Genomic DNA, 21,379 nt, shown 5'->3' on the forward strand with positions numbered 1-21,379 from the left:
AACTACTTATTAGGTATATGCAGATCGAGTCGCCCATAAATATAAGCGAGTTCGGCTACCGTTTTTGCGCAGAGTTTTTTCAATAAGCTTGCACGATGCACTTCCACAGTACGCATCGCAATACACAGCTCATCAGCAATCCGGATATTTCGCTTACCGGCAATGATTAAACGTAGAATGTCTTTTTCTCTGGGGGTCAATGTTTCATAAGCAGATTTGACAATAGCAATATCTACATTAGCAGCTGACTGGGTTTGCCCTTTCAAAATTGCTTGGGCTAATTCATCGCCTTTTACCGGCTTTTGAAAGAAATTTACGGCTCCTGCTTGCAGCGCATCGACTGCCATAGGTACATCACCATGACCAGTCAGGTAAATAACAGCGAGTGGACTTTTTTCATCATTAAGAATTTGATGTACCTGTTGACCACGAAGATTTGGCATTCGGCTATCAAGAATGACACAACCTGCTTTCGCAATATCCACGTTATTAAGAAAGTCTAAACCATCTGAAAATGTCGTCACCGAGAAATCATGCTCTTCCAACATAAAAGCCAGTGAGTCGCGAACAGATTCGTTGTCATCGACCACATAAACAGGTAGGTTTTTGTCACTGCTGTTCATTTATTTCTCCTGTGGAATGTCATGGTGGCTTCTTTTTTTGGCATCGTCTAATGTTATGGCGTTTGTTACGTCCGCATTTTTAGTTGCTTGGTCGACGGTTTGATAAGGTAGTGTTAGCTCAACGAAGCAACCATGTGGCTGAATTGAGCGAATGAGAAATTCCCCACCATGTGCTTCCATCACATCGCGGCATATTGCCAAACCTAAACCGAGTCCATCTTGTTTTGTTGTTGTGAATGCGAGAGTCGGGTTGTCATGTTCTAAACCAGTGCCATTATCAGTAATTCCAATTGAGACGCCATGCGCGAGATACTGGGTATGTAGCGAAATTTGAGCGATAAAATATCCGTTCTGACTTGCTTTGTCATTGTCGCTATACATGATACAAGCATCAATAGCGTTATTGATGACATTAACCAGTACTTGCTGCAAACCCACAGTATCAACAGTTAAATCTCGTCGTCGTCCATCGCAATGACGAACAATTTCGATGCCTTGTTTTTGCAGACGAAAGTTAAGTAGTTCGAGAGTGTCTGCAATTAATTGCTCGATGTTACAAGCTTCTATGGTCACGCTGCGCTTTTTGATGAGTGTTCTTAAGCGACGAACAATCGCATCAGCATGATCAACTTGGGTTTGGATCTTCTCTAATACGGGAATGATGTCTTCATATGGACGCTTCTTTGCTAAGCGCAATAAGCCCCCCTCACTATAATTTCGAATGGCAGCTAATGGTTGATTGATTTCATGGGCTACGCTACTGCCCAGTTCACCCACAATGGCGACACGTTGTGAGTGTTCTAGCATCTCACTTTTTTCTTTTAAACGTGACAAGGTTTGCGCTAATGCTTGTTTACTCTTACTAAAACGATATTCAAGCCAGAAGTGGTAAATATTAAGCACAATAACAAACAGAAACAGTGCCCATGCCCATTCCTGATGAGTACGTAACCAACGCAGTCCATCTTTCCACCAGGCTTGTTGTAACGGATGAAGATCCATTGCTTGATAAAGCTTATCGATTGATAACAAACTCATTGGCGAGGTCCAGCCAGAAGCTTTTGCAGCAATAGCTGCTGGGTTATCTTCAGGCATCGCAAGCAGTACTCGGCTGATTTTTTTGGCTAATTGCGGCGATCCTCGTTCCGTTTTAGCGAACGACCAATTCGGATAAAGCGGTGTCGAGACAGCGCAACCACTTGTCACGATATTGGAGGGCGTCAGCACGCGCAACAGGCCTTGCTCGATTAAACCCTCACTCTCCATTTGTTCCAAAAGGCAGGCGGGCACGACCGCCGCTTCGACAGTGCGATCTCGTAACTGATATAGATTGGCATCGATTGGAAAGCCTAAGTAACGAACATCTGAAAAGAAATCATTGGGATTTAACCCTTGCTCGATCACTTCGTACCTCAGGGTTAGGTAGCCCCCAAAAGCATTCTCAGACACGGCCGCGATGGGCTGACCCGCAACATGATTTAAAGCGGTGTAGTTTGAATCTGAGCGTACGACCAAAGCTGAACCAATACCGTAGTTGGAATTTTCAGGCGCTTGGCTGGTGAGTGTCGCTATCCAAGATAAAGCATATTGACGGCCTAAACGTACCGCTTGGCCTGGGTTAGTTAGAATGAAGTCTATGCTTTGCTTTTCCACTGCTTTAGTCATGCCATCTAGGTCGAGTGGTGTGAGCACAAAATGCGTATCGGGAATTTGCTGATTTAACCAGTTAATCGTAGGTTGCCAACGCTGCATCGCATACAGATGGCCGCGGATAGCTAATACGCCGACATTAACTTGCGGTTTCACTATTGAACTTACGGCTGAGCTTTCACTTGATACGGTGTTTAGTGCCGCGTCCGGTTTTAGTGCCTTGTCCAGTTTTAGTGGCTGCGCGTAAGCTATTCCGGCGATTAAGCCGATAACAACAGTCCATAAGCGAATAACAATAATCAATAAGCGAATGACATTGGGCGTGGTCTTCATTCAGAACTTTTTTAATCCTCTGTATTTAAACGAGAGAATAACAGCAACATGGTCTGATCCACCTTTGTTTTAGATCAACTTTGATGGCGGTATGTGGAAATCCACAATATCGATAGGAGACAACAATTCTGACAATGACCATAAGTTCTCTTCAACTTTAGTAGGTGATTTATGGATAGCACCAAACGTCTTTTTCTCCGAGCCGTCAGTGCCGGTGCTGCGCTCATTCCGATTACAGGGATAGGAACGGCGACGGCAGGGACGGTAATACGCAATAACAATGAATTAGAACGCAAAGGAGACGTAGGCAAGCGCTATGCAATGGTGGTTGATTTGCGTAAATGTGTCGGATGTCAGGCTTGTACAGTCGGTTGTAGCATCGAGAACCAAGCGCCTATCGGTCAGTTTCGTACCACGGTTAAGCAGTATGAAGTGATGCTTGATGATGGTTCTGCCACAACCAAGGAAGTGCAAGCTTTTATGTTGCCGCGCTTATGTAACCATTGCGAGAATCCGCCTTGTGTTGCGGTATGCCCAGTACAAGCTACTTTTCAACGTGAAGACGGCATTGTTATGGTCGATAACAGTCGTTGTGTTGCGTGTGCTTATTGCGTGCAAGCTTGTCCGTACGACGCGCGTTTTATCAATGAAGAAACCTTAACTGCAGACAAATGCACTTTCTGTGCTCATCGTCTTGAAGAGGGCTTATTGCCCGCTTGCGTAGAAACTTGTGTTGGAGGGGCGCGAGTCATTGGAGACATCAACGATCCTAACAGTGAAATTCGTCGTCTAATGAGTCTGCACCACGCCGATATTAAAGTACTCAAACCTAATGAGGGGACTAAACCCCATGTGTTCTATATCGGCATGAATGAACGCTTTACTCAGCATATTGAGGGGCAGGCTGCTATTTATGATCCGCAAGGAGAAAAAGCATGAATATAACCGAAGTACTCGTACAACCTGAGGCGATTGCTTGGCTACCGTGGGCCGTTCAATACTTTTTATATATTGGTTCAGCATACGCGGCGGCTATTTTATTTTTGATTGCGTTGCTATTTGATACTCACACTAGTCATCGACTTCGCGCAGCCTTGGTGCTGACTCTCGCCATTGGATCAATAGTTGGTCCGTTAGCTTTAACGGGTGATCTACATCAGCCTGGACGTGCTTGGCATTTTTACGCACATTTGACACCGTGGTCATGGATGTCACTTGGGTCACTTTTCTTACCGTTATTTTCTGGTTTAGCCGTCGCGACGGCGTGGTTGTATTTGCGTGATGACCTGATGAGTTTAGAAACGCAATCAGGCAAGATTTTCCCATTATTATCTAAGCTGTCGCTAGGTCGTTGGAAAACAAGTCGTCAACTGATGTTGAGTTGTGCTGTTATCACTGTTTTTTCAGGTCTTTCTATCGCGCTCTACACTGGCGCTGAAATTGCGATAGTACAATCCCGTTCACTATGGAATCAACCCGCATCACCTGTGATTTGGTTCATTACTGCATTTTTGGGTGCGATAGGCTTTTCGTTACTGATATGGTTAATGATTCCATCAACGTCAAAAAAATTGACCTCGAGTGATACTCGCCTGCTAAGACAAACCACCACTATAAGTGGCGTGTTAACCTTGCTACTTATTCCAATTTGGGCTTCAAACAACGCCAACTTCGCGCTATATGGTAGCCCGATATGGGTCAAGCACATTGCGTTACTCACGACGCTTTTATTAGGTTGTGTATTGTTGGCATTATTTACCTTACGCGATACGAAACGTCACTTGATAGGTGTCCTTATTACATCCCTTATTGCGATTACAACTGCATGGGCAGTGCGCTGGGTAACAATGATGGAAGTACAAACCATCGCGAAATTTGATGTTGGACCGTATCCCTATGACTTACCCTCTGGGGGGAATGGATTGCTCGGCATTATTGGTATGTTTGGCCTATGGCTTGCGCTAGCGTTATTTGGTTCTGAGTTAGTCAAACCAAAACTAAAGTCAAAGCTAAAGCGCGATACAAACACATTGGCTAATGAAACAGCCGTTACCAAACACTGATTTAAGAGGATTTCATTATGGATAATAAACGCCGTCAGTTGTTGAAATCGGGCCTTGCAGTGGGAGGTCTAGGAGCCTTTGCCGCTGGCTATGCGACAACAACAAAACACATTGTTGTAGGTGCACTCGAGGGTACGGCAGGTGAGAAAACTCGTGATATTCACCACGGAAACTCACTTGAGCCAGAATATACGGTTAAAGGGACAGGCAATTTAATCCCAAACCCAAATCAACGTGTTGCACCGTCCATGTGCTTTGGTTGTTGGAGCTTGTGTGGTTTGCGAGTTCGAATTGATAATCGAACCGATGAGATTTTACGCATCGCGGGTAACCCATATCATCCATTGTCTCACCAACAACACATTCCATTTAAAACGCCAGTAAAAGAGGCATATTTAAGTATGGCTGGTGAATCTGGCCTAGAGGGACGTTCGACTGCCTGCGCTCGTGGAAACGGTATGCTAGAAATCCGCAACAGCCCATATCGAATTACTCAACCACTTAAACGTGTGGGTAAACGGGGTGAAGGGAAATGGGAACCTATTAGCTACGAGCAGTTGATCAACGAGGTTGTCGAGGGCGGCGATCTGTTTGGTGAGGGCCACGTGGAGGGATTAAAAGCCATTCGTGACATCACCACACCACTAGACCCACAAAACCCTGAATACGGCCCTAAGGCTAACCAACTCTTGATGACCAACGCGGGCAATGAAGGTCGTGACGATATCTTCAAGCGTTTTGCATTTAATAGCTTTGGTACTCGTAATTTTGGTCATCATGGTTCTTATTGCGGTTATGCATTCCGAGCGGGTAGTGGCGCGTTGATGAATGACTTGGATAAAAACGCACACTTGAAGCCGGATTTTGATAATGCGGAATACATCATTTTTATCGGTATGTCTCCCGCTCAAGCCGGTAATCCATTTAAACGTCAGGCGCGTCAGTTAGCGAAAGCTCGTACAGAGGGGAAGTTGGAATACACCATTATTACTCCAAGTTTACCAGCGGGTTCATCAAGCCTTGCTGCGGGTGATACTAACCATTGGCTACCGATCAAACCAGGTACGGATTCCGCATTAGTACTTGGCATGATTCAGTGGATCATCAGCAATAAACGTTATAACCAACTTTTCCTCGCTCAACCGGGACAAAAAGCAATGGAACGAGCGGGGACAGCCCATTGGTGTAACGCAACTCACCTAGTGATAAGCGATGAAAACCACCCTCGCAATGGTAGCTTCTTGCGCGCCTCTGATATGAATATAGCGTTCAACGGCGATGCTCTATCTGAAGCCGATCCGTACGTTATTATCGATGCTATCAGTGGCGACTTCAGCGTTCATAACCAAACTGGGGAAGCGCAGCTATTTGTCGATCGCGACGTCGAACTTAATACCGGTATTGTTCGTGTGAAGTCTTCTTTGCAACGTTTGAAAGAAGAAGCATTTAAGTATGATTTAGACTTCTACAGCGCTCAGTGTGAAATACCCGTTGAGCAAATCATTTCGTTAGCACAACGTTTTACTAGCTATGGGACTAAAGCGGTAGTTGATACTCATGGTGGTAACATGCACACCAATGGTTTTTATAATGCGTTTACTATCTTAATGCTCAATGCCCTGATTGGTAATATCAACATGAAAGGGGGAGCGATGGCAAAAGCGGGTGGTTATCCAACATCGGCTAATGGACCACGTTATGACTTCACAAAATTCGCTGGCAAAACAGCGCCGAAAGGTGTGTTCCTATCACGGAGTAAATTTCCTTATCAAAAAACAAGTGAGTACAAACGACTAGTTGCTGCTGGGAAATCACCATATCCAACGCGCGCACCTTGGTACCCATTTGCCGCTCCGTTACTGACAGAGCATTTGTCTGCTGCAATTGATGGTTATCCATACAGAGTCAAAGCATGGATCAACCATATGGCAAACCCAATTTACGGTGTTCCTGGGTTGAGAAATCTACTCGAAGCGAAGCTGCAAGATCCAAAACAGTTGGGTTTGATCGTTTCAATCGATGCGTTCATTAATGAAACCACGGCTTTGTCTGATTATATTGTGCCGGATACTGTGACTTATGAAAGCTGGGGAATGGCAACACCATGGCATGATGTTCCGGTCAAAACAGTGACAGCACGTTGGCCAATCGTGGAAGCACGTACTGAAAAGACAGCGGATGGTCGTAATATTTGTTTAGAAAACTTCCTGATTGATGTCGCGAAGAAAATGCAACTAGGTGGCTTTGGTGACAAGGTGATCAAAGATGCCAAAGGGCAATGGCATGGAATCCATTCTGCCGAAGATTTTTACCTGCGTTCTGCCGCTAACCTAGCTTACGTGAAAGGCGGAGTGCCTGAAGTTAGCGCAGAAGATATCGCATGGTCGGGACTTGAACGGCTGCTCCCTAGTATGCAAAAAACACTGACGCCGGATGAAGTGAAACGAGTCGGATTTATTTTTGCCCGTGGCGGGCGTTTTGAAAATGCCAGTGAGGCTTACCAAGGTGAACAGATGAAGTACAGGTGGACGCGTCCTATCGCCATTTGGAACGAGCGTGTCGGCAGTGCTAGAAACACCATGACGGGTGAGTTCTATAGCGGTTGCCCAACTTGGCATCCTCAAAAGCTAGCGGATGGTACGTTACTGGATACTCAATATCCGAAATCGGAATGGCCATTTAGTTTAACTAACTTTAAATCCAACATTCATAGCGCGGTATCAAATCTATCGCCACGGTTGAATTCGATTAAAGGGGTTAACCCGGTTTATATTCATCCTCATGATGCGGCGCAAGCCGATATTCAGACTGGTGATGAATTTATCATTGAAACTCCAGGTGCGAGCACTAAGGCTTTGGCGATGGTTTTATCTGGTATTCGTCAAGGGACATTGGGCCTTGAGCATGGATTTGGGCACACAGAGCTTGGACAGCGCGCACACTGGATTGGCAACAAACAGCAACCAGTCAAAATCAGTGAACAAGACGGTGTGAACATCAATGATATCGGTTTGATCGATCCAACTCGTGAGGGCAAAGGGGTGATGCTCGATTGGGTTGTGGGTGCGGCTGCGCGTCAAGCGCTTCCAGCGAAGATCCGTAAGGTTTCGTAAGGTATATGTCGTAAGACATAGCTACAAACTTAGCTGCATCCATATTTAATCAATATAACAACAGCTGCAACGAGCTTGTTGAAAGCCGGCGGATTCTTAATCGAAAGATAGAAACGCCGGTTTTGTTATTTCGCTCGACAATTAGCCATAAGAGTCGATTTGTTAAATGCTGAATACAGTAAGCGATATTGATAGGGAGTAGGAAATATTCAATGGGAATAATTGTTTAAAAGCTGGAGCAAATCTTGAGTGGTACCAACTTCTGCAATTTTCGGTAAAACGAAATTAAGGGTATGCAAATGATTAGTCTCCGAGACATCAGTGATTGTATCGCTGCATATCGTGACATTATAGCCAAGTTCATAAGCTTGCATGGCCGTTGACATGACGCCCATGCTGGTCGCTATACCGACCACAACTACTTGCGAGATTTTTAACTTCTGAAGTTGGGATTGCAACTCGTCTTGACTAAAAGCGCCCCAAGTTTGCTTCGTGATGATGATCTCCTCGTTATTGCGAATTAAATCAGTGACTAATATTGACCAATCGAGGGGAGGCGTTACTGTGGTTGGTTTGAGATCGGTTCGCCCAATAGGGCGGCCTGAAACATTAACGAGTACCACAGGCAAATTACGTTGGTGGAACTTTGCAATCAATTGATTGGTATTTCTAATGATAGTCTGCACGGTTTGCTTTTCTGGCAAAGCGACGATGCCATTTTGCAGGTCAATCACAATTAGTGCGGTCTTATTATCAAGTTGAGTTATGGGCATTTTTTATTTTCCTCGCTATCTCTAGTAAGTCCCACCGGTATGAATAATGATGCCAACGACCATGGCGATATACATGAGAAACCCTAAACCATTACCCACCCAAATAGTTGGGTTTTTGTGGTAGAGGCCGTAGATGCTCCAGAGTAGAGCAATAAAGGCATAGAGTATCCAGGTCGTGATGGATAGCCCGTCAGCGTGTTCACTGTGAGAAATATACAGCTTATAGAGTTGGGGTATTGTGGCGATTGGGCTGATTAACCCCATGAACAACATTAGGGGTTCGAGTGCTTTACCGATTCGTTCTATAAGAGACATTGGCATTCCTTATTCTTACCTAACTAGACTAAAAGTATAGTGATAAGTGGTGAAACGTAATTCTGGTTATCTGCTATTGTTCTAAAGCCTTTTAGCGACAAGAATATCCAAGTTTCTCGAGGTGACTTGGATACGGTTATTTCGGTATTGCTGTTATAAAATAAAAAAATCCCGACCTGAAAAAGATCGGGATTTTAGCAGACATATCGTTCGGGTTTAATCTAAACGATGTTGGGTCGTATCGGTTACAGCCGGTACATTCTGATTTGAATGGCTAGCTGAATTGTTATTTGAATCATTAACTGAACTTTCTGAGTCCATTCCCTCATGGTAGTGATGTCCTGCCGAAATATAGGTATACATTACCGGCAGTACAAATAAGGTAAACAGCGTACCGACAGAAAGACCGGCAACAATGACAAGGCCAATGTTATAGCGAGATACGGCGCCTGCACCGGTCGCGATAAGCAATGGAACTAAACCTGCAATCATTGCCGCTGTCGTCATTAAGATTGGTCTTAATCGAATCGTCGCCGCTTCGATGATCGCTTCTGCTTTGGATACACCTTTAGTTATTTGTTCCTCTTTGGCCACCTCACACATCAAAATACCGTGTTTAGTGATTAAGCCCACCAGGGTTATCAGCCCAACCTGCGTATAAATATTCAATGAAGTTTCGCCTGAGATATGCGTCCAGCCTAGCGCAATTAACGCACCGCTAATGGCCAGTGGTACGGTAAACATGATCACAAGTGGATCGCGTACACTCTCGAATTGACAAGCTAAAACTAGGAATATAATCGCTAGGGCTAAGCCGAAGGTCATATATAGTGAGCTTCCCTCTTCAACAAACTGGCGTGCTTCACCCATAAATGAATAGGTGTAGCCACGAGGAAGATCCGTTTTCGCTGTTTGTTCAAAGAAGTTAATCGCATCACCCATCGCCACATTTGGCGCTGGAACAACTTCTACCGAGATAGAGTTCATTTGATTGTAGTGAGGCAATGATTTGGCCTGACCTGCAACGGTATAGCTTACTAAGCTAGACAGAGGGATTGCTTTGCCATTTTGCGCGTTAACATAAAATTGGCTAATGAGGTCAGGATTGGCTCTATAGACTCTTTCTACCTCGGGAATTACTTCATAAGCTCGACCACCGAGATTGACGCGATTGATGTAACCACCACTCATCATATTACCAAGAGTTTCGCCAATCGCTTGCATTGTGACGCCATAAGCGCCTGCCGCTTCGCGGTTAATTTTTAGCTCTACTAATCCTGAATCGTATTTAAGGTTAAGATCAGAATAAACAAAAAGCGGACTGGCTTTCACTTTATCTAAGATCTTATGTCCAATTTTATACAGTGATTGGAAATCCGCAGAACTGGTTATCACGAACTGCACTGGTAGGCCGCCAGAAGCGCCTGGAAGCGATGGCATTTGATAAGCTGTCGCGTTGATTCCTGGAATTTTCTTCGCCTGTGCGTTGATATTTGCAGAGATTTCTTTCTGGCTTAAACTGCGATCGCTCCAAGGTACCAACGGACCAATAGCGATACCTTGATTGCTACTTGGTACACCAATCAATGCTAAAGAAGCTTCAGCCTGAGGTTGATTCTTAATGATCTTAGAAATTAACGCCATATTGGCTTGAATATAGTCATTATTAGACGTTGATGGTGTACTACCAATAACCACAACCACACCTTGGTCTTCATCTGGGGCAAGTTGTGATGGAATGAAACTAAAAATAATTGGCAGTGACACAAGCACAGCTAACGCGAATGCTACGACCACTTTACGATGGTTAAGAATAGCGTGTAACGCTTGCTGGTAGCGTTGGGTTAGCGCATTTAGTGTGTTATCAACGGTCGCTTCAAATCGGCTAGGCTGCGCTTTATGAACGAGTAACTTAGAACACATCATTGGCGAAAGCGTAAGAGCAATGAAGCCTGAAATAACCACGGCCCCAGCCAAGGTTAACGCAAACTCTTTGAATAACGCTCCGGTCACCCCTCCCATTAATGCGATAGGGGTGTAAACCGCCGCGAGAGTAATCGTCATTGATATGATCGGTATTGCTATTTCTCTGGTGGCTTCGATGGCAGCCTGAAATGGCGTCGCTCCAAGCTTGATGTGCCTATCGACGTTTTCTACGACTACGATCGCATCATCCACGACTAATCCGATGGCCAATACCATCGCCAGTAGTGTCATAAGGTTTAACGTAAAGCCAAACACCTGCATGACAGCAACCACACCAATCAAAGAAAGCGGAATGGTCACGACTGGAATGAGTACCGCTCGAAACGAGCCCATAAACAACAAGATAACCGCGATAACGATAATAGCCGCTTCAGCAATGGTTTTGACTACTTCATTAATTGAGTCGGTAATCGCTAACGTTGAATCATAGAGCAAACTGCTTTGGATATTGGATGGTAAGTTAGTTTGAATTGATGAATAGAGCGTTCTAATGCCTTCCGCCACTTTAAGAGGGTTAGCGGTTGGCGTAGCATTAATACCAATGATCACCGCTTCACGGTCATTGGCAAGAGCGCGAGTCGCATCGTTACTTTTGCTCATCGTAACATCGGCAACATCGCCCAAACGAACAACTTGGCCCTTGTCACTTTTGATGACCAGATTTTTTAAACCTTCAATGTTATCGATTTGGCTATTGATGGTGCCGTTGAGTTGAGTGAAGTAACTATTGAATTGGCCTACCGCCGCTTGGAAGTTATTTTGTTGCAATACTTGGCTTAACTCAGCCGTTGAGATGTTTAGTTGTCCCAGTTTTTTAGGGTCTGGCCAAATTCGCAGAGCAAACGGAGCCCCGCCAATCATATCGATGCTTGATACCCCATTTACCGTCGATAGCTGTGGGCTCACCACACGATCTAGGTAATCAACAATCTGACTAGAATTTAACTCGTCACTATAGAACGATAAGTACATGATTGAAGTGGTAGCACCGGTCGATGATGTCACCGATGGGTTATAAGCCTCTTTAGGTAACTGGTTAGTTACCGAGTTGATTTGTGATAATACGCTTGCCAGTGCTTGTTCAGGCTTGGTATTAAGTAACATATTCAACGTTATCGTCGACGTACCCAGTTCACTTGCAGAGGTCATAAAATCAAGGTTATCCACCTGGGATAACGCTTTTTCGAGAGGTTCGGTGATAAAGCCTTCCATTAAGTTGGCATCAGCACCAGGGTAAGCCGTGGATACCGTAATTACGGTATTCGTCATCTCAGGGTACTGTCTAACTTGTAAGTCTTTGATTGAATTCAGACCAAGTAACAAAATCAAAAAACTTAACGATGCTGCCATGACCGGGCGATGAATAAAAATATCAGTGAATTTCATCGTTCACATCCTATAGTTTTGGCATGGATTTAGGCAGAGTTAGCGGGTTGGCAACGACGGTCACTTGTGTATGATTACTCAAGTTAAGCGTGCCAGTTGTCACCACTTGTTCATTGAAGTTAATTTTGCCTTTAATGAGCGCATTCGCACCACTACGATTCAATACTTCAACGGAAACTTGGCGTACGCGAGTCTGATTGTCTTTTTCATCGACGACGAAAATGGAGTTGCCATAAAGCGCAAAAACAATCGCTGTTTGTGGAACGACAAATTGATCATTAAGTGATGGGAGTTCAACACTAATATCTGCAAACATACCGCCACGTAGTGAACGGTCATCATTTGGAATCTCAGCTTGTACCATAATCTGACCCGTTTGATCGTTTATTACAGGTTCAATGGCATTGATGTGACCTTGATAAATACGACCAGGGTAAGATTCAACCGTTAAATTGATAGCTTGGTCGATATGGAGATGACCAAATTGTGCTTGTGGTACGTTAAAGCGAACACGCATAACAGAAAGATCATCTAATCTAACGATATTGGTTCCAACAGGGATGTATTGGCCTAAATTGATATTCTTGATGCCCAAAACACCACTAAAAGGCGCTTTAATTTGACGTTGTTCAATCGTCGCTTGCAGCATTGCTATATTCGCAACTAAGGTCTCATATTTTGATTGGGCGGTTTCAAGGCTTTGTTGTGAAGTTAAATTTTTAGCATAAAGTTTTTTTAAACGCTGGTAGTCGTCACGTACTGATGGCAACTGAACTTGCTGTGCTTTCAGTTGCGCACGTTCGACTGCGTTATCGAGATTGACGAGCAATGTACCACTTTTTACCACTGCACCATTTTTAAAATGAATCGCGTCAACAGTACCAGCGACTTTGTTGGAAACTGCTACGCCTTGAAATGGTTCAATAACACCGATGGTGTCGATACTCTGTTTCCAAGTTGATGGGGTGAGTTTCTCGACTGTCACTGGATAGTTAGGTTCAGGGAGATTTGCGAGGGTATTTTCTATTTTATGATTAACAAAGATGTTAAATCCTATCACTGATCCGAATGCGATAAGAACGGCTAGGATCATTCCTACAACCCATTTATTCACAGGTAATTCTCCATATTTTTAGAAAAGTGTGTCGCAATAATGTGTATAGCAACGAGAGAAATGGAATGCGGTCTGGTTAGGAATGGCCTTTGCGGTCAATGCAACCTAAATCAGGGCATTGCATTTAGTTGCATTATTTTGCGACTGGTATCTAAAAAGTCTAGGTAGCGAATATAAGAATGCAAATTTGAATCTATAGAAAAATAGAATTGAACAACGAGACTAGGTGTATTGGTCGCGTTTGGGGCTTCTTGATAGTGCCCAGAGTGTATCTTAAGTAAATTATATACTAGTTACCCCCAGTAACTAAATAGATTGAAAATCGTTATAGTGTGCCTTTTTAGCCTTTTCATTTTAAGTAGCCTAAGTAACGTTTAATTTCTGAAGCTAAAAATAGTGAAACCATACTATCAATGACATTCGTTTTTATCAGTAATTTTTATGGCGATGGTGATGCGTTTTCATCTGTGCATTAAGTGTTTTAATCATGAATCAAATGAAAAGTTTTTTGATTTACAAAAATGATGAAACCACATACTGTTAGCTCTAAATTTGGCTACGACGTTTAGCTTCTCACTCACTCTCATTCTCACACCATGAAAGCTTTTGTAATATGAATAAAAAACTGACCATTTTAGATATCGCACGATTAGCTGGCGTAGGAAAATCTACGGTATCACGTGTGTTAACTAACGATCCGAAAGTAAAGCCTGACACTCGTGCTAAAGTGGAGAAAGTGATAGCTGATTCTGGCTATGTCCCGTTAAAATCCGCGCAATCTATGCGAGGAGGTAGTCAGCGAGTTGTCGGAGTTATCATTTCTCGGTTAGATTCGCCATCGGAAAATAAAGCAGTGGGAAGTATGCTGCAAGTTCTCTACCAATCTGGGTATGACGTAGTAATTATGGAAAGCCAGTTTGATTCAGAAAAGACGAATGAACACCTTACAGTGCTTAAGCGTCGCAATGTTGATGGTGTTATTGTATTTGGTTTTAGTGAACTGGATTTGAGTCAATTATCACAGTGGCAAAATCGTGCGATTGTGATAGCGATGGATACGCAAAAGATTTCTTCAATTAATTATGATAACAAAGGCGTCATCACCAAAGCTCTTGATTATTTACAAGCACAATCAATTCAAGCAATCGCTTATATTGGTGTAAATGTGCGAGACCGTACCACAGGCAGGTTGCGTCTTGATGCTTACTTAGAGTGGTGCCACGAGCATGACATTGAGCCTAATTATCAAACTGGAGATTTACACCATGAAAGTGCCTATCAATTGGTGGACCAAATTTTAACTGCAAAAACCCAAGCGATCGTCTGTGCAAGTGATACTTTAGCTCTTGGCGTTATAAAACGGCTACAAGAGCTTGACCGTGAAGATATTTCGGTGACAGGCGTTGGCGGTAGTGAATTATTATCTTTTTTGTTTCCTAAAGTATTTAGTGTTGACCCTGGTTATACACAAGCAGGGGTAAAGGCAGCTAAGCTTCTGATATCTCAAATAAATGGTGATGAGTCACGTTCGCATATCACTCAGTCCCCTATTTCATAGGATTTTACACAATTCAGAATTTTGCGTGATCTTATTCAAGTTATGGGATTGTTCCCATTTAATGGTTCTCTGGCTTCTGTCAATATAAGCACAATTCATGGGAATGTTCCCATTTTAGTTCAATAACGTTTGAATTCCAATTAGGGTTGACAAAGTTATGAGTAAGATAGCCAAGCAAGAAGTGGCGGATTTGATCGAACTCGTGGGTGGAGTGAAAAATATCGCCGCTGTAAGTCATTGCTTAACGAGATTGCGTTTTGTATTGAATGATACGAAAAAAGCCGATATAGCCGGGCTTGAAGCGTTAGCGATGGTAAAGGGATGCTTTACAAACGCAGGTCAATTTCAAGTTGTGATTGGTACTGAAGTAGATGATGTATATAAAGTTTTGATTGATCTTACTGGAAAAAGTGAATCATCGAAAGAAGAATCGAAAAGTGTCGCTCGTCAAAATATGAATATTCTTGAACGTGGCATTTCTCATCTAGCTGAAATATTTGTTCCTCTATTACCGGCGATTATTACAGGTGGTTTGATTCTTGGATTCAGAAATGTCATTGGTGACATAAAGATGTTTGATGGACAAACACTTGTCCAAATCAGTCAATTCTGGGCAACAGTACATAGTTTCCTTTGGCTCATCGGCGAAGCTATTTTCTTTTTCCTACCAGTTGGAGTGTGTTGGTCAACAGTAAAAAAACTTGGTGGTACGCCAATTTTAGGTATTACGCTTGGTATTACTTTAGTATCTCCTCAATTGATGAACGCTTATCTTATAGGTAAACAAGCTCCTGAAGTTTGGGATTTTGGCTTATTTGTAATCGAAAAAGTTGGTTATCAAGCACAGGTGATTCCGGCAATGTTAGCGGGTGTTGCGTTAGCCTTTATTGAAAACAATCTGAAACGTATCGTTCCGTCTTATCTATATTTAGTCGTTGTGCCATTTATTTCAATTATTGTTTCAGTGATATTAGCACACTCTATTATTGGCCCACTCGGACGTATGTTGGGAGATGGCGTTGCACTTGCAGCTAAAGCCGCCATGATGGGAGATTTTGCGATTATTGGATCTGTGATTTTCGGCTTTTTGTATGCTCCACTCGTGATAACTGGAATCCACCACACCTCTAATGCTATCGATTTACAATTGATGCAAGAGTTGGGAGGAACACCAATTTGGCCTCTTATAGCGTTATCGAATATCGCTCAAGCTTCGGCCGTCGTAGGTATTATTCTGATAAGTAAGAAGCATGGTGAGAGAGATATTTCAGTACCAGCGGCAATCTCGGCTTACCTCGGCGTTACGGAACCAGCCATGTATGGAATAAACTTAAAATATAAGTTTCCTATGCTAAGTGCAATGATAGGGTCAGCAGCGGCAGCAGCAATTTGTGGGTCGGTTGGTGTCATGGCAAACGGTATTGGTGTAGGTGGTTTACCTGGAATTTTGTCGATTCAGCCACAATATTGGAGTGTATATGCCATTGCAATGTTAGTTGCCATGGTTATCCCAGTCCTTTGTACGTTGTTCTTTTATAAGCGGGCACAAACGGCAGGTAAATTAGAAACAGTAACTGCGTAACTAAATTTCTCGCGGTAAACTAGACTGTTACCGCGAGCTTTCTTGGGCCTAATGATGCCCATATAGGTAAGTGATAATAATGACTACAACTACACAACAGCATTGGTGGAAAACGGCCACTATTTACCAAATTTATCCTAAGAGCTTTTGTGATTCGACTAATAAAGGTACCGGCGATATTTTAGGTATAATTTCGAAGCTCGACTACCTGAAAAATTTGGGTATTGAGGCTATCTGGTTGACACCAATCTATCAATCACCAATGGTAGATAATGGTTACGATATTTCTGATTACTATACGATTAATGCTTTATTCGGCACAATGGCAGATTTTGAACGGTTACTTGTAGAAGCACATCGGCGTGATATCCGAATTATTATGGATATAGTAGTTAATCATACTTCAACAGAGCATGCGTGGTTTCAATCTGCATTGGGTGACAAAAGCAGCCCTTATCGTGACTACTATATTTGGAAAGATCCCGTGAATGAAGGGGTTCCTAATAACTGGCAATCTAAATTTGGAGGTACTGCTTGGGCACTAGATGAAACGACGAATCAATATTATTTGCACCTGTTTGCTATTGAGCAAGCTGATTTAAATTGGGAGAATCCAGTCGTACGCCAAGAAGTAGAAAATATCATTAGTTTTTGGGCAGAAAAAGGTGTAGATGGATTTCGTTTAGATGTGATTAATCTAATTTCAAAGCAGCAAGATTTTGCAAATGACACTAATGGCGATGGACGTCGTTTTTATACTGATGGCCCTCGTGTTCATGAGTATTTACAAGATATTAGTAAGAGAGTATTCCAAAAATACGGCAGTGTTACCGTAGGAGAAATGTCTTCTACTACTCTGGAACATTGTCAAAAATATTCATCATTAGATGGTAAAGAACTATCAATGGTGTTTAATTTTCATCATCTAAAAGTCGATTATCCAAATGCCGAAAAGTGGACTCAAGCCCCCTTTGATTTCATTGAGCTAAAGAGAGTATTCAATCACTGGCAAACAGGACTAAGCGGTAACGGATGGGGCGCCCTATTTTGGTGTAACCATGATCAACCCCGCGTCGTCAGTCGTTTTGGTGATGATAAACGTTTTCGTATAGAATCAGCCAAGATGCTCGCAGCTTCTCTGCATATGATGCAGGGGACACCTTATATTTATCAAGGAGAAGAGCTTGGTATGACTAACCCGAATTATCAAGATATTGAACAATATCGGGATGTAGAAAGTATCAATATATACGATATTATGGTGAATAAGCAGGGCGTTGGACATAATGAAATGATGGCCATTTTAGCTCGAAAATCACGAGATAATTCACGTTCTCCAATGCAGTGGGATAGTTCAGAGAACGCTGGGTTTTCTAAAGCAAAACCATGGTTGGAAGTCGCAAGTAATTACTTACATATAAATGCACAAACAGCTATTGCTGATGTAAATTCTGTATTTTACTTTTACAAACAGCTCATCGAACTTCGTAAAAATCTGTCGATAATTACTCATGGTTCATTTTGTGACTTGTTACCGTTAGATAAACACTGCTATGTTTATTTGCGAGAAACAGCTACCCAACAACTTATTTCAATTAGTAACTATTATGCAGAGACCGTAAAATGCAAATTGCCAACGCAGATCTCGTGGGATAAATCCCAGTGTTTGTTAAGTAATTATAAACATGCATTCAAGGTAGAAGAGGAATCTGTACTATTAAAGCCGTATGAAACACGAATACTCCTTATAGATAAATAAAGTGGCTTAATTATAAAGTTAGATATGTAGAACTTTCTCTATCTTGAAAATAGAGTGTGATAAAATATTTGTTATATAATTAACCAAAACCTCTTTTTAAAGACCTCGTTAATGAGGTCTTTAGCATTTTTAGTAATTCTTAATTAGGTATAAAATTGAAATGCTTGTATTTCATGCATTATAACTAACATGGTTTCAATCTGTTTTGCTTATGTAAATCTACCATTATTATATGTAATATTTATTCTTTCGCAGTAGTTATCAACAAAAACATGGATTTAGAAATGCAAGAATAACATTATAGAGACTTCGGTCAATAAAATAGATTGATTTTGTTTAATATTACCTACTCTTATGTAATATTAAAACTTGCTGGGAATGTTCCCATTTCAAGGGTGAATGTTTAAATGTGTAAAAAATATATGCTTAGTCTTGCATGCTTAGTGAGTTTTGTATCTTTTAATATTAATGCTGAATTGTTGAATAAGGTCTATGATGAGGTAAAACCTGAAATTAAAGTGGCGACATATAATATTGCTGGTGCTGCAAATGGATTTAAGATTGATTTAAAAGAGACAGCAAAAACGATTAGATCTATGGATGTTGATTTTATTGCTCTGCAAGAGGTTGACGTAGATACAAATCGTAGTGGGAAAATAAATCAGGCAAAAATACTAGCTGATTTGACAGGTTATAATTACATTTATGGCAAGGCTATTGATTTTGATAATGGACAGTATGGCATGGCCGTTTTGTCTAAATATCCGATAAAACTACAGGAAATACAAAAATTACCATCAGATGACTATGAGCAGCGTATCGCGATGTATGTAAGTGCTAGCATTGACGGATTCGAAGAGCCAATAACATTCATAGCAACTCATCTTGATTGGCATGAAGATCCAACTGTACGCATGAAGCAGGTTAGAGCAATTAATGAGAAAGCTATTAACATTCGTGGCATTAAGTTTTTGTTAGGTGATTTCAATGATACGAAGAATTCCGTATTGTTTAATGAAATTATGCGCCATTGGGATTCACCAGCTACAAGTGACGAAAGTGTCGATACTAGAACGTGGCCAGCTAATAACCCAGAAATTGGGATAGACTATATTTTTACGTCGAAGGCCCAAAAGTGGGATGTTAAAGAAGTATTTATTCCAAATAAACCAAATGGTAGTTATAACAAAAACTGGAATGAGGTCAGCGATCATATTCCGGTGGTCCTTACTATGGATTTGCTTGAGCAATAACATGGTATTTATTAAGCTATATCTTCAGGATCTTTTGGTAAATTAAAAAATGTAACGACTATGGCACGATCGTCATTGAGTGCAATTTTTATTCATACTCCCATCTATCTTGTGCTACGTACTCTAAGTTACGGACTTATTTTTGTTAGAAATAAGTCCGTGATACTTAAACGCTAACTTTTTTGCGTAGTAGCATACATAGCCTGAGGTGATTTTAAAAAATCATCAACTTCCTCTCCTTTAAATAGAAAGCAGCACTGATCGTGATAAATATAAACGCGAAATAGTAGACAAAAGAAGAGAGTGAAGCGATGAAGTCGACATGCTCTGCGATCTGTTGCTCGGTATAGTTTTGAGAAACCAACTTATAGTAGTAGGCGTATAAAATACCAATTAGCCCGTATCCGAGATTGAACATCAAGCCTTTAAAGCTCAGTACCGTTGCTCTATTGTGTGATTCTGTCTTTTTATTAAGGTGATAACTAATAAAAATGTTCATAGTCATAATAATAAAAATGAGCAGCAGAGCTGGCAGCACCCCGTAAATTGACCATCCGAGACTAATCCAATAGTAAGTCGCTATAGTTGCAATCCCCATGACAGCAATAAATGGCTTCGGGGCCAGGCTTTCTGCGAGTCGACGGCTTTGTCCAGCCAAAATGATTTTGAGTAGACTGATCCCGGCACCAATAAAACCGAAATAGATAATCGGGATATTAATCGCGAGATAATATTGGCTGCTCATCGTTAAAAACATTCGTGAGGTGTGCTCAAACAAACTGTAGTAAAGCAAAATAAACAGCACATAAGGAGTAGAAAGTACCCACTTCCCCGTATTTAACGTTAGCTTAAGGCTGGAAACCGTTGTTGCCCATTTTGTGGTATTAGGTGGTAGTATCTTTTTCGCTTCTCGCATACTGAGTGCAGAGTAGATAGCAATCATTGCAACAATCAGGGTTGCAAAAACAGGAATGCGCATAATGTCTTGCGTGTTTTGTGGCGTTTCTAGTCCTAGAAAGTTGAACACGCTAGCCATAAAGTTAACGTCATACATAGCTGCACCAACTAAGGTGACAACAATGCCGACACTAGACGCAATACGAAGCTGAATTTGTAAAACTCTCGGCCATAAATCTTCTTGACCTTGCTCTTTTAAGGTGTCGTATGCCAAGGCTTCATCTGCGCCGCTTGCTAAAGCCATCGCCAAGCCGCTTAATATTCGGTTGACCAAAAATACACTGAACACCAACGTTGGGTTACCGGTAGGAACAACGGCTATCATTGCGATTTCAATAAACATGACAATCGAAGAAAGCACGACGAGCTTTTTGCGACCTAATGTATCTGCAAATGCTCCTGAGGGAACTTCGGCAAGTACAATCGTGGCCGCCCAAACTACATTGAGCATGGCGAATTGAGAAAGGGTTAAGCCATAATCTAAATAGAGTAGGGTGAAGATCGGGTAGTAAAAGCGCGCAAAGTAGCTACTTCGAAACATTAAGAAGTAACGGACATTGCGAATTTGTAGGATTTCTTTGAGCGTCATGAAATATTCAGTACATTGAATTATATAAGATTATGTATAACCGTTTTTTTGTCTGATAGTAATAGTTTAGTGATTTGAAATCAGAAGATTTTTGTAAAAAAGAACCGTTTTGGGGAGTGTGAGTATATTTGCTCCATTATTAATACGTGCAACACAGAAATCCCTATTTTTTTACTCGCCCCGTTTTTCCTATTCCGTATCTATTCGCTTTCCATTTTTGAGTGAACCAATTTCAAAAATGCAATTTTAGCTTACCCGCTTTAGATGGAAGTAGCGTTGACGGCTACGTTCGAGAAGCGCATCCTTTTAGGCCTGAGCAGAACAA

14 protein-coding genes are annotated in these 21,379 nt (G+C 42.0%); 7 read left to right on the forward strand and 7 right to left on the reverse strand.

What is annotated here, in order from left to right:
- Positions 1-2 precede the first annotated feature (2 nt).
- Both DZ860_RS00580 and DZ860_RS00585 read right to left on the reverse strand, forming a co-directional pair.
- The gene (locus DZ860_RS00580; RefSeq protein ID WP_120028972.1) at positions 3-623 is read right to left on the reverse strand and encodes a response regulator transcription factor; all 621 of its coding nucleotides are present in this window, start codon (positions 621-623) and stop codon (positions 3-5) included.
- On the reverse strand, positions 624-2,606 hold the full coding sequence (locus DZ860_RS00585; protein WP_120028973.1) for a sensor histidine kinase: 1,983 nt from the start codon (positions 2,604-2,606) through the stop codon (positions 624-626).
- 171 nt (positions 2,607-2,777) lie between these two features.
- Here DZ860_RS00585 and dsrO point away from each other — a divergent pair, with 171 nt between their 5' ends.
- The 3 genes from dsrO to DZ860_RS00600 are packed head-to-tail and all read left to right on the forward strand — an operon-like array spanning position 2,778 to position 7,782.
- A complete protein-coding gene (gene dsrO / locus DZ860_RS00590; RefSeq protein ID WP_120028974.1) occupies positions 2,778-3,545 on the forward strand; it encodes a sulfate reduction electron transfer complex DsrMKJOP subunit DsrO in 768 nt (255 codons plus the stop codon).
- Positions 3,542-4,669 (forward strand): NrfD/PsrC family molybdoenzyme membrane anchor subunit, encoded by a 1,128-nt coding sequence (nrfD, locus tag DZ860_RS00595; RefSeq protein ID WP_120028975.1) that lies wholly within the window; start codon positions 3,542-3,544, stop codon positions 4,667-4,669. Before dsrO ends, nrfD begins: the two co-directional genes overlap by 4 nt.
- Positions 4,670-4,686: 17 nt before the next feature.
- A complete protein-coding gene (locus tag DZ860_RS00600; protein ID WP_120028976.1) occupies positions 4,687-7,782 on the forward strand; it encodes a tetrathionate reductase subunit A in 3,096 nt (1,031 codons plus the stop codon).
- A gap of 209 nt (positions 7,783-7,991) precedes the next feature.
- Here the strand turns inward: DZ860_RS00600 and DZ860_RS00605 are convergent, their stop codons facing one another.
- From DZ860_RS00605 to DZ860_RS00620, 4 genes are all read right to left on the reverse strand, one after another.
- Positions 7,992-8,555: a cysteine hydrolase family protein gene (locus DZ860_RS00605; protein WP_120028977.1), complete on the reverse strand. Its 564-nt coding sequence runs from the start codon at positions 8,553-8,555 to the stop codon at positions 7,992-7,994.
- 21 nt (positions 8,556-8,576) lie between these two features.
- Positions 8,577-8,870: a SemiSWEET transporter gene (locus tag DZ860_RS00610; protein ID WP_120028978.1), complete on the reverse strand. Its 294-nt coding sequence runs from the start codon at positions 8,868-8,870 to the stop codon at positions 8,577-8,579.
- Positions 8,871-9,086: 216 nt separating this feature from the next.
- Positions 9,087-12,242 carry an efflux RND transporter permease subunit gene (locus DZ860_RS00615; protein ID WP_120028979.1) on the reverse strand — a complete coding sequence of 1,052 codons (3,156 nt, stop codon included), beginning with the start codon at positions 12,240-12,242 and terminating at the stop codon, positions 9,087-9,089.
- Positions 12,243-12,252: 10 nt separating this feature from the next.
- Positions 12,253-13,356, reverse strand: coding sequence for an efflux RND transporter periplasmic adaptor subunit (locus DZ860_RS00620; protein ID WP_207890572.1), 1,104 nt, complete (start codon positions 13,354-13,356; stop codon positions 12,253-12,255).
- A 613-nt stretch (positions 13,357-13,969) separates the two neighbouring features.
- Between DZ860_RS00620 and treR the strand changes: the two genes are divergently transcribed.
- The 4 genes from treR (at position 13,970) to DZ860_RS00640 (ending at position 19,508) form a co-directional block, all read left to right on the forward strand.
- On the forward strand, positions 13,970-14,914 hold the full coding sequence (gene treR / locus DZ860_RS00625; RefSeq protein WP_120028980.1) for a trehalose operon repressor TreR: 945 nt from the start codon (positions 13,970-13,972) through the stop codon (positions 14,912-14,914).
- A 157-nt stretch (positions 14,915-15,071) separates the two neighbouring features.
- Positions 15,072-16,496 (forward strand): PTS trehalose transporter subunit IIBC, encoded by a 1,425-nt coding sequence (gene treB / locus DZ860_RS00630; protein ID WP_120028981.1) that lies wholly within the window; start codon positions 15,072-15,074, stop codon positions 16,494-16,496.
- A gap of 79 nt (positions 16,497-16,575) precedes the next feature.
- Complete coding sequence (gene treC / locus DZ860_RS00635) at positions 16,576-18,255, forward strand: alpha,alpha-phosphotrehalase (RefSeq protein ID WP_120028982.1); 1,680 nt, start codon at positions 16,576-16,578, stop codon at positions 18,253-18,255.
- A 407-nt stretch (positions 18,256-18,662) separates the two neighbouring features.
- Positions 18,663-19,508: an endonuclease/exonuclease/phosphatase family protein gene (locus DZ860_RS00640; protein ID WP_120028983.1), complete on the forward strand. Its 846-nt coding sequence runs from the start codon at positions 18,663-18,665 to the stop codon at positions 19,506-19,508.
- Positions 19,509-19,722: 214 nt separating this feature from the next.
- On the opposite strand, the gene DZ860_RS00645 is transcribed toward DZ860_RS00640, so the two are convergent.
- The gene (locus tag DZ860_RS00645; protein ID WP_120028984.1) at positions 19,723-21,054 is read right to left on the reverse strand and encodes an MFS transporter; all 1,332 of its coding nucleotides are present in this window, start codon (positions 21,052-21,054) and stop codon (positions 19,723-19,725) included.
- Positions 21,055-21,379: the final 325 nt, after the last annotated feature.

This window comes from Vibrio sinensis (genome assembly GCF_003605645.1).
In the GTDB taxonomy this organism is placed as follows: domain Bacteria; phylum Pseudomonadota; class Gammaproteobacteria; order Enterobacterales; family Vibrionaceae; genus Vibrio; species Vibrio sinensis.

Excerpts from the sequence above, each read along its gene's own strand:
- DZ860_RS00580 (WP_120028972.1), bottom strand. The coding sequence starts at position 623 with ATGAACAGCAGTGACAAAAACCTACCTGTTTATGTGGTCGATGACAAC.
- DZ860_RS00585 (WP_120028973.1), bottom strand. The coding sequence starts at position 2,606 with ATGAAGACCACGCCCAATGTCATTCGCTTATTGATTATTGTTATTCGC.
- dsrO (WP_120028974.1), top strand. The coding sequence starts at position 2,778 with ATGGATAGCACCAAACGTCTTTTTCTCCGAGCCGTCAGTGCCGGTGCT.
- nrfD (WP_120028975.1), top strand. The coding sequence starts at position 3,542 with ATGAATATAACCGAAGTACTCGTACAACCTGAGGCGATTGCTTGGCTA.
- DZ860_RS00600 (WP_120028976.1), top strand. The coding sequence starts at position 4,687 with ATGGATAATAAACGCCGTCAGTTGTTGAAATCGGGCCTTGCAGTGGGA.
- DZ860_RS00605 (WP_120028977.1), bottom strand. The coding sequence starts at position 8,555 with ATGCCCATAACTCAACTTGATAATAAGACCGCACTAATTGTGATTGAC.
- DZ860_RS00610 (WP_120028978.1), bottom strand. The coding sequence starts at position 8,870 with ATGTCTCTTATAGAACGAATCGGTAAAGCACTCGAACCCCTAATGTTG.
- DZ860_RS00615 (WP_120028979.1), bottom strand. The coding sequence starts at position 12,242 with ATGAAATTCACTGATATTTTTATTCATCGCCCGGTCATGGCAGCATCG.
- treR (WP_120028980.1), top strand. The coding sequence starts at position 13,970 with ATGAATAAAAAACTGACCATTTTAGATATCGCACGATTAGCTGGCGTA.
- treB (WP_120028981.1), top strand. The coding sequence starts at position 15,072 with ATGAGTAAGATAGCCAAGCAAGAAGTGGCGGATTTGATCGAACTCGTG.
- treC (WP_120028982.1), top strand. The coding sequence starts at position 16,576 with ATGACTACAACTACACAACAGCATTGGTGGAAAACGGCCACTATTTAC.
- DZ860_RS00640 (WP_120028983.1), top strand. The coding sequence starts at position 18,663 with ATGTGTAAAAAATATATGCTTAGTCTTGCATGCTTAGTGAGTTTTGTA.
- DZ860_RS00645 (WP_120028984.1), bottom strand. The coding sequence starts at position 21,054 with ATGACGCTCAAAGAAATCCTACAAATTCGCAATGTCCGTTACTTCTTA.